Origin of the sequence: Rhizohabitans arisaemae (assembly GCF_025996515.1) — a bacterium.
GTDB classification, from domain to species: domain Bacteria; phylum Actinomycetota; class Actinomycetes; order Streptosporangiales; family Streptosporangiaceae; genus Rhizohabitans; species Rhizohabitans arisaemae.
In genome coordinates this window covers 695,394-709,499 of the sequence record NZ_BLRH01000029.1, presented here as the reverse complement: position 1 = coordinate 709,499, position 14,106 = coordinate 695,394, and the positions used below count along the sequence as shown (strand labels likewise).

The following is a 14,106-nucleotide window of genomic DNA, read 5'->3' as shown; positions in this document are numbered from 1 at the left end:
AGTAACTTTGGTGCTGTCGCCCGCGCGGACCCGAACCCGTGTCCCGGAGCACCGGCAGGGGAACCCCGCTCGCTACGCTGCCTCTATGGGCAGGATCTTTATCGCCCGGCTGGCCGGCGTCGCCGTCTTCGACCCCGCGGGCGACCAGATCGGGCGGGTACGGGACATCGTGGTCGGGCTGCGCGCCCCCGGCCAGCCGCCCCGCGTCCACGGGCTCGTCGTCGAAGTCCAGCCCCGCCGCCGGGTGTTCCTCCCCATCACCAGGGTCACCGCTATCCAGGTGGGCGCCGTCATCTTCACCGGTCAGATCAACATGCGCCGCTTCGAGCAGCGCGCGTCCGAGACCCTGGCGATCGCCGAACTCCTCGACCTCCGGGTCGCCGTCGGCACGAAGACCGTGACCGTTCTCGACCTGGCCATGGAGCGGCTGCGGCCACCCGACTGGGTGATCTCCAAAGTCGCCGTCGTGCCCGTCGAAACCGGGATCGGGTTCCGGCGCCGGTCCCGGCGAAGACAGGAAACGAAGATCGTCGACTGGGCCGACGTCACCGGCTTCGGCGAACTCCAGGCCGACCAGGGCACGGCCAACCTGCTGGCCGCCTTCGAGACGCTGAGAGCGGCCGACCTGGCCAACGCGCTCCGCTCCCTGCCCCTCCGCAGACGCGCCCAGGTCGCGGCCGCGCTCGTGGACGAACGCCTCGCCGACCTGCTGGAAGAACTCCCCGAAGACGAACAGGTGGAGATCCTCGACACCCTCGACGCCGAACGCGCCGCCGACGTGCTCGAAGCGATGAACCCCGACGACGCGGCCGACCTGCTCCACGAACTCCCGCCCGACCGGGCCGAACGCCTGCTCCAGCTCATGGAGCCCGACGAAGCCGACCCGGTACGCCGGCTCCTCACCTACCCCGAGGACACCGCGGGTGGCCTCATGACCACCGACCCGGTGATCCTCACCCCGGACGCCACCGTCGCCGACGCGCTCGCCGCCGTCCGCAACCCCGACCTCACCCCGGCGCTCGCCGCCCAGGTCTACGTGTCCAGGCCCCCCGCCGAGACCCCGACCGGCCGGTTCCTCGGCGTCGCCCACTTCCAGCGCCTCCTCCGGGAACCCCCATCCACCCTGGTCGGCGGGGTCGTCGACCGGACCGTCGACCCGCTGCGCGCCGGGATCCGGCTCCCCGGGGTGGCCTCCTACTTCGCCACCTACAACCTGGTCGCCGCCCCGGTGATCGACGACGACGGCCGCCTGCTCGGCGCGGTCACCGTGGACGACGTCCTCGACCACATGCTCCCCGAGGACTGGCGTGCCGAAGACCGCGAAGGCGGTGCCGATGGCACCCCGTGACCGGCTCGACCAACCGCGCGAGCGGCGCCGTACGCTGCCCCGGCCCCACTACGACCAGGAGACGTTCGGCCGGATGGCCGAACGGATAGCCCGCTTCATCGGCACCGCGCGGTTCCTCGTCTACATGACCGTCTTCATCCTGGTCTGGCTCATCTGGAACGTGCTGACGCCGTGGAAGTTCGACTCGTACCCGTTCATCTTCCTCACCCTCATGCTCTCCCTTCAGGCGTCCTACGCCGCGCCGCTGATCCTGCTCGCGGAAAACCGGCAGACCGACCGGGACCAGGTCCAGGGGGAACACGACCGGCAGGCCGCCGAACGCAACCAGGCGGAGATCGAGTACCTGGTCCGGGAGATCGCCGCCCTGCGGAGCGCGCTCGGCGAGGTCGCCACCCGGGACTTCCTCCGCGGCGAACTCCAGCGGCTCAGCGACGAGATCACCGCCCCCCGGGACTCGGGGGTCTGACTCAGGCGTCGAGCAGCTTGACGAGCACCGAGCGGCAGGCCGCCAGGTCGGACTCGTCCAGCGCGTCCAGCACATGCGCGCGGACTCCCACCAGGTAGGTGGGGGTCGCCTCGACCAGACGCTCCAGGCCCGCGTCGGTCAGCACCGCGAACAGGCCCCGGGCATCGCTGGAGCAGGCCTGCCGGTCGACCAGCCCGTCCCGCTGCAGCCGATCGATCAGCCGGGTGAGACCGCTGCGGGACAGCAGCACCCGATCCGCCAGATCGTTCATCCGCAGGCGGCGCCCCGGCGCCTCGGAGAGCTCGGTCAGCACGTCGTACGAGGCGAGCGCCAGACCGTGTGCCGCGATCAGCCGGATCTCCAGCCGCCGGGTGATGCGTACCTGCACCCGCTGGAGCATCTTCCAGACCGCGAGTTCGTCCAGGGGCGTGGCGACGGGGCTCCCGAGCATGGTCACCGCGCAATCCTAGAAGATCCAGGAGGCCTGACACGCGGGCTGGGGGAGACCGCATTCGCCCTGGACGCCTCGGGGTTCATACCATGAGGGCATGGCTCCCACCCCGGCACAGGTGACGGCAGCGCTGGCGACTGTCAACGACCCAGAGATCCGCCGTCCGATCACCGAGCTCGACATGGTTAAAGGCGTGGAAATCTCCGCCGCCGGCGATGTTCGCGTTGACATATATCTCACCGTTGCAGGCTGTCCGATGCGCGACACCATCACACGGGACGTCACCCGAGCCGTCGGCGCGCTCGACGGCGTCCGTGGCGTCCGCGTGGAGTTGGACGTCATGAGCACCGAGCAGCGAAAGAACCTCCAGACCAAACTCCGCGGCAACCGAGGTCCCGAGAAGGAGATCCCGTTCGCCCGGCCGGGCTCCCTCACCCGGGTCTTCGCGGTCGCCAGCGGCAAGGGCGGCGTCGGCAAATCCTCGGTGACCGTCAACCTCGCCGCCGCGATGACCGCGAACGGCCTCAAGGTGGGCATCGTCGACGCCGACATCTACGGGCACTCGGTGCCCCGCATGCTCGGCGTCGAAGGCCGCCCGACCAAGGTCGAGGACATGATCATGCCGCCGGTCTCCCACGGGATCAAGGTGATCTCGGTCGGCATGTTCAAACCCCCGGGCAACAGCGCCGTGGTCTGGCGCGGCCCCATGCTCGACCGCGCCCTCCACCAGTTCCTCGCCGACGTGTTCTGGGGCGACCTGGACGTCCTGCTCCTGGACCTGCCCCCCGGCACCGGCGACATCGCGATCTCGGTCGCCCAGCGGCTGCCCTCCGCGGAACTGCTGATCGTCACCACGCCCCAGCAGGCCGCGGCCGAAGTGGCCGAACGGGCCGGCTCCATCGCCGCCCAGACCCACCAGCAGATCGCCGGTGTGATCGAGAACATGTCCTGGCTGCCCTGCCCGCACTGCGACGAGCGGGTCTCGGTGTTCGGCGAAGGCGGCGGCCAGACCGTGGCGGACGCCCTCGCCCGGACCCTGGGCACCAGGGTTCCCCTCCTCGGCCAGATCCCGATCGACGTCCGGCTCCGCGAAGGCGGGGACAGCGGCAAGCCGCTCGTCCTCACCGACCCCGACGCGGCGGCCTCGGTCGAACTGATCGCCGTGGCGAACCGCCTCGGCAAGAAATCCGCCAGCCTCGTCGGCCGCCCCCTGGGCCTGGCCCCCACCGCCCGCTGACCCACGGTCCCAACCACGGACGTGCGGTACCCCGTTAGGGGAAGTCGGGCTTACAAGAACAGTGTTTTTTGATATTGACCGCAAGGGTTTGTGCCGGATTAAGAACATCCGGCGCAAACCCTTGCGCGCATTCTCGCGCCGCAAAGTACGCGGCGCGAGAAGTGCGGACGTGGCGCGACCAGCACCTAAGATCCAGCCACACACCTACAACCCGACCTGGGAACCTCGTACAAGACCCTGGGTCTACCCGCCGTGGCCCCTGCCGGTTCAGACCTACAGGGTGAGCACAACCGGGGCCGGTCGAGTAGGAGCCGTCCGAATGGCGACGACGGACGTGCGATGGCCAGAAGTCACGTCGCCTCGGGGTCGAACGGCGGGATGACGCCGGGGGGGAGTTCGGGGTCCGGGTCGGCCGGGTAGGTGGCGGCGTAGGCGGGCTGGGGGAAGTCGCGCAGGTCGTCGTCGTCCTCCATCAGATGCCTGCGGACGAAGTTCTTGGGGTTCAGGTCGCCCACGTCGAAGTTGGAGAACTCGGGGCCGAGGCCGGAACGCAGGTCGTCCCGCGCGCTGTTGGCCAGGCGGCGGAGCTGCCGGAGCTGGCGCCCGGCCGACGCGGCGGCCTTGGGGAGACGTTCGGGTCCAAAGACAAGGAGCGCGACGGCCACGAGCATCGCGATCTCCGCCCAGCCGAGGTTGAACACCTGATCTCCTACCGACGCGCCGATACCGCATGGGAGTGTCCGACCGTCTCAGACTAACGCCGATATCGGAGTAATCGGCGCCATGCAGGCCCGCCGATTCCCGTCGGCGGCACGGTCACACCGGAAAAACCCCGCACCCTCCACGTCACACGGGAAAGCTGCGGGGTCATCCGTGCGGCTCACTCCTCGGGAGCCGACTCCAAGGTAACGGTCGTGCTCTGCTCCTGGCCACCCCGCTGGAACTTCACCGGCACCTTGGTGCCGGGCGCCTTGCTGCGGATCGCCACGATGAGCTCGGTGGGGTCGTCGACCGGCTTGCCGTCGAACTCGATCACCACGTCCCCCGGCTTCAGCCCGGCCTTGTCCGCGGGACCGCCGGCCACGATCGGCGGCTGGCCGCTCTGCTGCGGAGTGGAGGCGATCCGCACCCCCTGCCCCTGGTACTGGAGGTCCAGGCTCGCCCCGATCCGAGCGGTCTGCGACTTCCCGGTGGTGATGATCTCCTCGATCACCCGGCGGGCCTGGTTGATGGGGATGGCGAAGCCGAGGCCGATGCTCCCGACCTGACCGCCGCCGACCGTGCCGCGGCCGAGGGAGGCGATCGCCGAGTTCACCCCGACCACCCGGCCGCCGGAGTCCACGAGGGGTCCGCCGGAGTTCCCCGGGTTGATGGCCGCGTCGGTCTGGATGGCGCTGATGAACGACTCCACCGATCCGCGCTCACCGCCCGCGGTCACCGGCCGGTTCAGCGCGCTCACGATCCCCGTGGTGACCGTCCCGGCCAGGCCGAGCGGCGAGCCGATCGCGATGACGGGGTCGCCCACGACCACCTGGTCGGAGTTGCCGAGCTGCATCTCCGGCATGGCGAACGTCTCGTCGGGCTTGAGCACGGCCAGGTCGGAGGAGATGCTCCGGCCGACCAGCTGGGCACTGGTCTTCTTCCGGTTGCTGTACTGGATCGTGATCTCGCCACGCGCGTCCGCGACGACGTGGTTGTTGGTGATGACGTAGCCACCCTTGATCAGGAAGCCCGAGCCGGCCCCGTCGGCCACCTGGATGGAGACCACGCTGGGGATGACCTGCTGGGCGACGCCCGCGATCGAGTCCGGGGCGCGGTTCACGTTCCCGCTCGGCGGCGGCTCCAGGTTGTACCCGGGGTTCGATCCCGAGTCGTTCGCCCGGGTGAGGAGGTAGGTCCCGGCGCTGCCCGCCGCCCCCGCGACCAGGGCGACCACCAGGGCGATCACGATCAGTGGTCCGATGGACGGGAAACGCCGCTCACGGACCCGCGGCGGCTCCATCGGGTTCGGCCACATGGGTCCCGAGCCGAACGGCGTCCCCTGCGGCGGGGGCGGCGGCGGGGGCGGCGGCGGAGCCGCGCCGGGAGGCAGGGGCGGAGCGCTCGGCGGGGGTGGCGGCGGAGGTGGTGGCGGAGGCGCCGAGCCGCCGGCCGGGCCGCCGGGAACGGGGAAAGCCCCGGTTCCCCCTTGGGGCGTGGCGTTCCCCGGCCCGTGGAACGGGGAGTCGGTCTGGTGGGAGGGGGCGAAGGGGGGCGTACCGGAGGGACGATCGTCCGGTCGTCCGAAATCAAGCGTCGGTCCACCCGAGAGCGCGGGGGTCGGCGAGCCCCACCCCGGGGGCGGTGCCTCGTCGGCGGGGAGGAAGCTCGGCCGGACGTGGGTCGGCTCCGATGCCTGCGCCGCCTCGGGATCCGTCTTCTCCAGGCCCTGACTTTCCCTGACGTCCGCGGCTTCCGGCTCAGGGGTACGAGCCTCGTCGGTCATCGAATCTCACTCCTTGCCCGCACGGCTGTCTACGCTGTAAATACTGCACTTAGCGGCATACGAGCGACGTAAGTTCACATCCGCCCGGCTACTCGAACGGGTTCACCCAAGCGACGACCCTGCCGAACCCACGGACGAGCTGATCCCATACGCCCGGGGGAGGCTCATGGGGCAGCGCCTGGATCGCCGCGTCCACGGTATCCCCCGGAGCGTTCGCCAACACGGTGTAGATATGCCCTCCACCGGCCCAAACGGTCTCCTGGGTAGCCGCGTTCCGCACCCAAATGGTATGGTCCCGCAGCCGCTGTGAGTGCCACCCCACCAGACGGCTCTCGTCCAGGCGGCCGCGCTGAACGAAGACCGACAGCACCGAGAGTCCGTCGGAGTAGCTCAAGTGCAGGTAGGGGCCGGAAGGGGCCAGGCCGTCGGCCGCCGCGAACAGCTCCAGCCGCCCCGGCAGCGTGCCGGGGAAGGACCATCCCTTGTTCCGGAGGTCGGCCAGCCGCGTGGTCTCCAGCGGGGTGAACGGCGTGGCGACCACGATGTTCTTCGCCGCCGTCCCGTCGATCCGGAGATCGATGAACGCCCCGGCGTGCGCGATCCTGCCACTCGAATCGATGATCTCGCGCCGGAGGAGCAGGCTGGTCTTCTCGTCGATCCAGAAGCGGGCGGCAGCCGTACCGTCCCCCCGGCGCGCCTCGACGATCCGGCTCGCCCGGCCGCAGACCGAACCCCGGCCGACGTCGGCGACCCGGTAGTTGCGCGAAAGAATGTCGAGCATGCCCTCGCTCGGCGCGGTCAGCCCGCCGGAGGGCAGCTGGTCACCGGGGTCGGCGGCGAGCACCTCGGTCGAGCCGGAGGTGCCGGTCGCCGGCGTGCGCAGCGTGCTTCCCCGGCCCGGCACGTGGGTGATCTCGACCAGGGACGCGCGGGAACCGCCACGACCCCAGCTGGTCACGAACTGAACGCCCGTGTACCCGCGGTCGCGCCCCGCACCGGCCGCCGACCGCAGCAGCGGAAGACCGGTGTCCTCGCCCTCCCCCGGATCGACGGGGACGACCGCGTGGGCGGGATTGCTCACGAACAGGCAGAGCAGAACCATTGCAGCGACAACCCCGGCCCCAGTGAGGCGCGGGGCTATCACGGCGCGGGCCGGACCGTGGTGGCAGGCTCCTGCACGGAGATCTTGTGCTGGTTGGCGAACATCTCCACCGGCGGGACGACGCCCGGTGTGTTGTCCACGCCGCCGATGGCGAACAGGGTGCCGAGCGCGACGGCCGCCGAAGCCACACCGACCGCGACGTAGCGGACGCGCCTGGCCCGCCCCCCGCCGGGCTTCCGCTTGGCCGGGGCGGTGAACGCCGCGGCCCGCGGGGGACGGTTGTCCGCCGGACCGTAACCCCGCAGCGAGGGAAGCGGTCTGGCCCGCGGCGGGATGGGCCCGCCGGGCTCCCCCATCCGCAGCAGGGACATCGTCAGGTCCGCCGGGATCCCGGTCGGGGCGAGCGACCGCAGCCGGTTCTTGAGGGAACGCAGCGCGTCCACCTCGGCCCGGCAGTCGTCACACCCGGCCAGGTGGGCGAACGCCTTCTCTCGTTCCGTGTGCCCCAGCTCGCCGTCGATCAGCGCGGAGACACGTTCTCCTAGATGGCTCATGCCGACTCCTCCCTTCGGATCGGGGGGAGCTCGTCGTTTCCGGGCGCACGATGCTCCAAGGCCGCACGCAGCTGGCTGCGGCCACGGTGAATCCGACTGCGAACCGTGCCGAGCTTGACGCCCAGCGTGGCGGCGATCTCCTCGTATGACAGCCCCTCGATGTCGCACAGCACCACGGCCGCGCGGAACTCGGGGGCGAGTCCGTCGAGAGCGTCCTGGATGTCGCCGTCGAGGTATCTCTCCTCGTAGGCCTGCGCCGGACTCGGCTCGCGCCCGCGCAGCCGGTCGGCCGCGTCGTCCGCCAGGCCCTCGAAACGAATGCGCTGACGGCGCCTCGCCATGTCGAGGAACAGGTTGGTCGTGATCCGGTGCAGCCAGCCTTCGAACGTCCCCGGGGTGTAGCTCGACAACGATCGGAACACCCGGACGAAGACCTCCTGGGTCAGGTCCTCGGCGTCGTGAACGTTGCCGGTCAGCCGGTATGCGAGACGATAGACGCGCGCCGAATGCGTGCGAACGACCTCATCCCAGGTCGGAGGCGTCCACCCCAGGGACGCGTCGACCTGGTGGTCGTGCTCCTCCACCGGAGCTCCTTTCAGAGGGACCACCGCTACAGCCATAGTGCCTGCTTTCGTCCCTTCCCGCCTACCCGGGGCGTACTCATTCGGCTCAATGCCTCCAACGTCCCCCGTCCCGGATGAGTTCCCGGCTACCCGACATACCGCGAGGATCACTCGGAAATCACCGGTTGGCGCTACGCGACGTGTGGGATCAGGCGCGCTAGGCTTCCCACAACGAAGGGAGGAAGGGCTGTGAACGACGCCCCGGCAGGTCGCGCCTACGCCGAAACGTTCCTCCCGGAGGACGAGATTCTGCAGAACGCGCGGCGACGCGGTTCGGAGGTGGGCGCGCCCCCGATCCAGCCCGGTGGCGGGGCGGCGCTGCGTTTCCTGGCCAGCGCGATCAGCGCCCGAGCGGTCGTGGAGATCGGCACCGGATGCGGTGTCTCCGGCGTCTGGCTGCTCCGTGGGATGCGACCCGACGGCACGCTGACCAGCGTCGACGTCGAGCCCGAACACCAGCGGCTGGCCCGCCAGGCCTTCAACGAGGCCGGCTTCACCGGAGGCCGGGTACGGCTTATCAGCGGGCGCGCCCTCGACGTGCTGCCCCGGCTCGCCGACGGCGGGTACGACCTGGTCTTCTGCGACGCCGCCAAGCGGGAGTACACCGACTACTACGTCGAGTCGCTGCGCCTGCTCCGGCCCGGCGGCATCGTCGCCTTCGACAACGCGCTCTGGGGGGACAAGGTGGCCGATCCGAGCCGCCGGGACCCCGACACCGTCGCCGTGCGCGAGCTGGGCAAGCTCGTCCGCGACGACGAACGGCTCACCCCGCTCCTGATCCCGCTCGGCGACGGGCTGCTCGCCGCGGTCAAGACGGGCTGATCAGCCACTCCAGCAGAAGCCGGGTCCCGTACCCCGTCGCGCCCTTGGCGTTCTCGCCCTCGTCCGCGGCGGAGCGCGCCGGACCGGCGATGTCGAGATGGGCCCAGGCCCGCTTCCCGGCGAACTCACGCAGGAAGAGCGCCGCAGTGATCGAGCCGCCGCTGTAGGCCGACCCGGCCTCCACGTTGGTGAGGTCCGCGACGGAGGAGTCCAGCGCGGGGAGGTAGTCCTCCACCAGCGGCATCCGCCACACCCGGTCGCCGCTCGTCTCCGCGGCGGCGGCCAGCTCGGCGGCGAGGCCGTCGTCGTTGGCGTAGAGCGCGGCGTACCTGCCGCCGAGCGCCACCCGCGCCGCGCCGGTGAGCGTCGCCATGTCCACCACGACGTCGGGGGCGAGCCGTTCGTCGGCGTAGGCGAGGGCGTCGGCGAGGACCAGGCGTCCCTCGGCGTCGGTGTTGAGCACCTCGACCGTCCGCCCGCCGTAGTGGACGATCACGTCGCCGGGGCGGAGCGCCGAACCCGAGGGGAGGTTCTCCGCCACGGCGATCAGTCCGGTGACCTTGGCCCGGACCCCCAGCTCGGCGAGCCCGCCCATGACCGCGATGATCGCCGCGCCACCCGCCATGTCGGTCTTCATGGTCTTCATGCCCTCGGTGGGCTTGAGGGAGAGGCCGCCGGAGTCGAAGGTGATCCCCTTGCCGACCAGGACGACGTGCCGCTCCGGGGTCCCCTCCGGGGTGTAGGAGAGCTCGATGAACCGGGGTGGCCGGGCCGAACCCATCCCCACCGCCCGGACCCCGCCGAACTCGGCGAGCTCCTCCCCGGACCGAACCCGTGCGGTGAGACCCGAGTCCCGCGCCGTCTCGACCGCGCGCTCGGCGAGCCACTCGGGCGACTTCACCGACGCGGGGGTGTTGGTGAGGTCCCTGGCCAGCGCGGTGGCGTCGGCGAGGGCCTTCGCCTTCCGCAGATCCACCGCCCCGCCGAAGAGCGTGATCTCACCCACGGGACCGTTCCGGCCCTGGTCCCCGGTGGTGAGGGCGTAGCGGTAGGAGGCGAGCAGCGCGGCCGTCGCGAACGCCGTACCGGACTCCTCGGTGAGCCCGGCGGGCAGGACCACGCCGAGGGACCCCCTGCCCTTGGCCCGGCGGGCCAGGGTCGCGCCCGTCTTGCGCATCGCCTCGGGCCCGGCGTCGCCTACGCCGTAGAAGAGCACGCGGAGCACGCCGTCACCCGAGGCGACGGGGAGGTCGACGATCTCACCGGCGTCGCCCTCGACCTCGTAGTGCGCGCGCAGGGTCTCCCACGGCAGCGGCAGAAGCCCGGCGAGTGCCGGGATCTCCTCGTGCGTGCCGAAGGGCACCGCCAGGGCGTCCAGCCCGGTGAACTCGGTCGGGGGGTGATCGGTAACGGAAACCGACGTCTTGATCGGCACAGGGTTCCAATTCCTCAGGGGGCGGCCGGCCCGCGCACCAGGTCGCTGATGCGCAGGCGTCTTACGCGTAGGCGCGTCAGCCGACCACGTTCTTCAGAGCGTCACCGAGGGCGCTCGCCTCACTCGCCGAAAGCTCGACGACAAGCCGTCCGCCACCCTCCAGGGGGACCCGCATGACAATGCCCCGTCCTTCCTTGGTGACCTCCAGCGGACCGTCGCCGGTCCGCGGCTTCATCGCCGCCATGCGTGTATCCCTTCCTGCCTTGGCCCGCGGAGCCCGTGGAGCAAAGTTGGTCTCCCGCCGCCTTCGCGTGACTTGTGATGTCCTATTATCCCGCCTCCGGAGGCCAAAATGGTAACGATCTCCAGCCACATTGTTCGTTGTCCTGCGGGGCAGGGGCTACCACACTGGGACAAATGAACGCCCGTGCCGCACTTTTCGACCTCTACGGAGATCATCTACGCCCGCGTGGCGGGCGCGTGTCGGTGGCGGCATTGGTCCGGCTGCTCGCGCCGCTGGAGATCGCCTCACCGGCCGTCAGAACCGCCGTTTCGCGGATGGTCCGACAGGGATGGCTCACCCCCATCCGGCTCACCCACCCGTCGGGGCCGCCCCTGCCCGGGTACGCGCTCACTCCGAAGGCGGTACGCCGCCTCGACGAGGCCGCGCTCCGGATCTACCGCGTCGACGCCGTCAAATGGGACTGCCGCTGGCACCTGGTGGTCTTCGACCCGATCCGGGAACGCTCCCGCCGCGAACGGCTCCGCTCCGCCCTCGGCTACCTCGGGTACGCGCCCCTCTCCGAGACCACCTGGATCGGCCCCCGGCCCTCCCCCGAACTCGACTCGCTCCTCATGGGCGAGCAGGTACGCGCCGTCCGCTTCGAATCCGTGCTCGACGGGGACCCCCGGGCCCTGGTGAGCCGGGCGTGGGACCTGGACGCGATCGGCCGCGCCTACGAGCACTGGCTCACCGAAGCCGTCGCGATGGTCGACGCGCTCCCCGCCGGCGCACCCGACGACCGGGTGTTCGCCGTCCGCAGCCGTCTGGTAAACGGATGGCGTAACTTCCTGTTCCAAGACCCGGGCCTGCCCCCGGAACTCCTTCCGGCCGGATGGCCCGGTGCGAAGGCCGCCGTGTACTTCGAGGAGGAGGCCTCGCGCCTGCTCCCCGCCGCGTCGGCCTTCGTCGATGCGAACCTTCCCTGAAGAGAAAGATGTCCTACATGACCGTGCTCTACGACGTCGGCGAAGGCGTCGCGACCATCACGCTCAACCGGCCCGAGGCGATGAACTCGATGACCCACGGGCTCAAGGCCGAACTGCTCAAGGTCCTCCAGGAGGCGAGGCGGGACGACTCGGTCCGGTCCGTCCTGATCACCGGGGCGGGGCGGGCCTTCTCCGCGGGGCAGGACCTGCGCGAGCACCTGGAGAACCTGCAGTCCGGGCGCGGGATGGACGACGTCGTCCGGCGGTTCTACAACCCCATCGTGGAAGCGCTCACCGACATGGAGAAGCCGGTGGTGGCCGCGGTGAACGGCGTCGCCGCGGGGGCCGGCGCCTCGCTCGCCTTCGCCTGCGACCTGCGGGTGGCCGCCGAGGGCGCCTCGTTCCTCATGGCCTTCGCCCGGGTCGGCCTCGCCCCGGACACCGGGGTCTCCTGGACGCTCCAGCGGCTGATCGGCGCCGGGCGGGCGATGGAGCTGATGCTGCTCGCCGAACCCGTCGACGCGCGGCGGGCCCTTGAGCTGGGACTCGTCCACCGGGTCGTCCCCGACGCCCTGGAGAACGCCCGCGAGCTCGCCCTGCGGCTGGCGCAGGGGCCGACCACCTCCTACGGGGCGATCAAGCGGGCGATCGGTTTCGCCTCCGCCCACCCGCTCCGGCAGGCGCTGGAGCTGGAGGCGGAGCTGCAGGACCGCTGCGGCGCGACCGAGGACCACCTGAACGCGACGCTCGCGTTCGTCAACAAGGAGAAGCCGGTCTTCACCGGTCGCTGACCCAGGCCCCCCGCCGGAAACAGCCGGCCAGATGGTCGTCGACGAGCCCGATCGCCTGCATGAGGGCGTAGACGGTGACCGGGCCGACGAACCGGAAGCCGGAGGCCTTCAGCTCCTTGGACAGCGCCTTCGACCCGGGGGTGACCGCGGGGACGTCCGCCACCGTGACCGGTGCGGGCGCCCCGGGGTCGGCGTACCGCCAGACCAGCTCGGCCATCCCCGTCGGCAGCTCCAGCGCGGCCCTGGCGTTGCCGATCGTCGCCTCGATCTTCGCCCGATTCCGGACGATCCCGGCGTCCGACATGAGCCGGTCCACGTCGTCCGGGCCGAACCCGGCGACCTTCTCGATGTCGAACCCGTTGAACGCAGCGCGGAAGTTCTCCCGTTTGCGCAGGATGACGAGCCAGGACAGCCCCGACTGAAAGGCTTCCAGGCACATTCTCTCGAAGACCCCCTGATCCGTCCGGACCGGACGCCCCCACTCCTCGTCGTGGTACTGCACGTACAGCGGGGTCGAGATCGCCCACGGGCAGCGGACGGGTTCCGCCGTCATGGGGCGTCGACCTCCTTCGCCGGCGCGCGCGGGCTCGGCGGCTCATGCCCGATCCGCAGCTCGTTGCCCGGCGCGATCTCCCGGATGACCTCGGGTTCCACCACCGGCTCATGCTCGGTGACCGGGGTGAGGCCCTGGGCCGCGAAGGAGTCCTGGCGGGCGTAGACGCTCCGGGAACCGAGCTCGGAGATCTGCTGCTCCAGCACGGCGATCTTGGTGTCGCGCTCGCTGATCGCGGTGGCGACCCGGCGCAGGGTCTCCTCCACGCTTTGGGTGTGATATCCGATGAGCCCGACGGGCAGCCGGAGGGTCACCACGTCCACCGCGTTCGGCGACTCCGGGAGGGCCAGCGGCGGGAGGTCCGGGGTTGACTCCGTCAGCTCACCGCCATGGCCCAGCGAAACGACCACGACGGCCGCGAGTACGGCTAACGCGGCTATTGCGAGTACGACCGGCACACGTCAAATCGTGCCACACCTATACCGGAGCGCGTCCACCCCTGACGATGTGGCACGATCCACGGCATGGGTACGCACCTGGTCATCGCCGATCTGACCGATCTGGCCGATCCGACCGACCCCGATCGGGCCGGCGAGGCTCGCCGCGCCGCCGAGGCCGACGGGGCCGACCACGTCAGCTTCGCCCCGGGACCGCTCACCGGCCTCCCGCCGGAGTGGGGCCCGCCCGGCTCGATCGTCGAGGCGCACACCGTGGCCGAGATCGAGGCCTGCGCCGCCGCGGGCCGTACCGTCCTGGTGAGCCCCGCCGCCTTCGCGGGTCCCGGCTGCGACGAGACCGCCGAGACGGCCGCCGCGGCGATCTGCGCCTGGGCCGGGGCCCGGATCTTCCGTACCCGCCGGGTCACAGCGGTACGGCAGGCGCTGGACATGACGGCCGCGATCCGCGGCGACCGTCCCCCCGCCCTCACCAGGCGCGGCCTGGCCTGACCCGGTACGGCGCGCGGCCCAGCCGTTCCCGGCCGCGCCCCGGCCTCGGGTAGCCGGCCGGAACCCGCCCGCCGTACGGGCGA

At 71.0% G+C, this 14,106-nt stretch carries 17 protein-coding genes; 7 read left to right on the top strand and 10 right to left on the bottom strand.

Going from position 1 to position 14,106, the window contains the following annotated elements:
- Positions 1-85 precede the first annotated feature (85 nt).
- Entirely contained in the window at positions 86-1,348 is a 1,263-nt protein-coding gene (locus RUR_RS14745; RefSeq protein ID WP_283135585.1) for a magnesium transporter MgtE N-terminal domain-containing protein, read from the top strand.
- The gene (locus RUR_RS14740; RefSeq protein WP_283135584.1) at positions 1,335-1,814 is read left to right on the top strand and encodes a DUF1003 domain-containing protein; all 480 of its coding nucleotides are present in this window, start codon (positions 1,335-1,337) and stop codon (positions 1,812-1,814) included. The genes RUR_RS14745 and RUR_RS14740 overlap by 14 nt, the downstream gene beginning before the upstream one ends.
- A gap of 1 nt (position 1,815) precedes the next feature.
- Here RUR_RS14740 and RUR_RS14735 read toward each other — a convergent pair whose 3' ends face one another.
- On the bottom strand, positions 1,816-2,265 hold the full coding sequence (locus RUR_RS14735; protein WP_283135716.1) for a MarR family winged helix-turn-helix transcriptional regulator: 450 nt from the start codon (positions 2,263-2,265) through the stop codon (positions 1,816-1,818).
- A 97-nt stretch (positions 2,266-2,362) separates the two neighbouring features.
- On the opposite strand from RUR_RS14735, the gene RUR_RS14730 reads away from it, so the two are divergent.
- On the top strand, positions 2,363-3,502 hold the full coding sequence (locus tag RUR_RS14730) for an Mrp/NBP35 family ATP-binding protein (RefSeq protein WP_283135583.1): 1,140 nt from the start codon (positions 2,363-2,365) through the stop codon (positions 3,500-3,502).
- A 350-nt stretch (positions 3,503-3,852) separates the two neighbouring features.
- On the opposite strand, the gene RUR_RS14725 is transcribed toward RUR_RS14730, so the two are convergent.
- The 5 genes from RUR_RS14725 to sigE form a co-directional block, all read right to left on the bottom strand.
- The gene (locus RUR_RS14725; RefSeq protein WP_283135582.1) at positions 3,853-4,203 is read right to left on the bottom strand and encodes a sec-independent translocase; all 351 of its coding nucleotides are present in this window, start codon (positions 4,201-4,203) and stop codon (positions 3,853-3,855) included.
- Positions 4,204-4,382: 179 nt separating this feature from the next.
- Positions 4,383-5,987 carry a S1C family serine protease gene (locus RUR_RS14720; RefSeq protein ID WP_283135581.1) on the bottom strand — a complete coding sequence of 535 codons (1,605 nt, stop codon included), beginning with the start codon at positions 5,985-5,987 and terminating at the stop codon, positions 4,383-4,385.
- 88 nt (positions 5,988-6,075) lie between these two features.
- Entirely contained in the window at positions 6,076-7,068 is a 993-nt protein-coding gene (locus tag RUR_RS14715; protein WP_283135580.1) for a sigma-E factor regulatory protein RseB domain-containing protein, read from the bottom strand.
- Between the two features lie 59 nt (positions 7,069-7,127).
- Positions 7,128-7,643, bottom strand: coding sequence for an anti-sigma factor family protein (locus tag RUR_RS14710; RefSeq protein ID WP_283135579.1), 516 nt, complete (start codon positions 7,641-7,643; stop codon positions 7,128-7,130).
- Positions 7,640-8,263 (bottom strand): RNA polymerase sigma factor SigE, encoded by a 624-nt coding sequence (gene sigE, locus RUR_RS14705; protein ID WP_283135578.1) that lies wholly within the window; start codon positions 8,261-8,263, stop codon positions 7,640-7,642. Before sigE ends, RUR_RS14710 begins: the two co-directional genes overlap by 4 nt.
- A 192-nt stretch (positions 8,264-8,455) precedes the next feature.
- On the opposite strand from sigE, the gene RUR_RS14700 reads away from it, so the two are divergent.
- Positions 8,456-9,088: an O-methyltransferase gene (locus RUR_RS14700; RefSeq protein ID WP_283135577.1), complete on the top strand. Its 633-nt coding sequence runs from the start codon at positions 8,456-8,458 to the stop codon at positions 9,086-9,088.
- Here RUR_RS14700 and RUR_RS14695 read toward each other — a convergent pair.
- Together RUR_RS14695 and RUR_RS14690 are read right to left on the bottom strand one after the other, a co-directional pair.
- Positions 9,075-10,523: a leucyl aminopeptidase family protein gene (locus RUR_RS14695; protein WP_283135576.1), complete on the bottom strand. Its 1,449-nt coding sequence runs from the start codon at positions 10,521-10,523 to the stop codon at positions 9,075-9,077. The two genes, RUR_RS14700 and RUR_RS14695, sit on opposite strands and share 14 nt — an antisense overlap.
- Positions 10,524-10,599: 76 nt before the next feature.
- Entirely contained in the window at positions 10,600-10,767 is a 168-nt protein-coding gene (locus RUR_RS14690) for a DUF3117 domain-containing protein (RefSeq protein ID WP_283135575.1), read from the bottom strand.
- A 173-nt stretch (positions 10,768-10,940) separates the two neighbouring features.
- On the opposite strand from RUR_RS14690, the gene RUR_RS14685 reads away from it, so the two are divergent.
- Together RUR_RS14685 and RUR_RS14680 are read left to right on the top strand one after the other, a co-directional pair.
- Positions 10,941-11,732, top strand: coding sequence for a PaaX family transcriptional regulator (locus RUR_RS14685; protein WP_283135574.1), 792 nt, complete (start codon positions 10,941-10,943; stop codon positions 11,730-11,732).
- 8 nt (positions 11,733-11,740) lie between these two features.
- Positions 11,741-12,523, top strand: coding sequence for an enoyl-CoA hydratase-related protein (locus RUR_RS14680; RefSeq protein ID WP_283135573.1), 783 nt, complete (start codon positions 11,741-11,743; stop codon positions 12,521-12,523).
- On the opposite strand, the gene RUR_RS14675 is transcribed toward RUR_RS14680, so the two are convergent.
- Together RUR_RS14675 and RUR_RS14670 are read right to left on the bottom strand one after the other, a co-directional pair.
- On the bottom strand, positions 12,510-13,076 hold the full coding sequence (locus tag RUR_RS14675) for a DNA-3-methyladenine glycosylase I (RefSeq protein ID WP_283135572.1): 567 nt from the start codon (positions 13,074-13,076) through the stop codon (positions 12,510-12,512). The two genes, RUR_RS14680 and RUR_RS14675, sit on opposite strands and share 14 nt — an antisense overlap.
- Complete coding sequence (locus RUR_RS14670; RefSeq protein ID WP_283135571.1) at positions 13,073-13,534, bottom strand: hypothetical protein; 462 nt, start codon at positions 13,532-13,534, stop codon at positions 13,073-13,075. The genes RUR_RS14675 and RUR_RS14670 overlap by 4 nt, the downstream gene beginning before the upstream one ends.
- Positions 13,535-13,600: 66 nt before the next feature.
- Between RUR_RS14670 and RUR_RS14665 the strand changes: the two genes are divergently transcribed.
- On the top strand, positions 13,601-14,023 hold the full coding sequence (locus tag RUR_RS14665; RefSeq protein ID WP_283135570.1) for a hypothetical protein: 423 nt from the start codon (positions 13,601-13,603) through the stop codon (positions 14,021-14,023).
- The last annotated feature ends 83 nt before the right edge of the window (positions 14,024-14,106 follow it).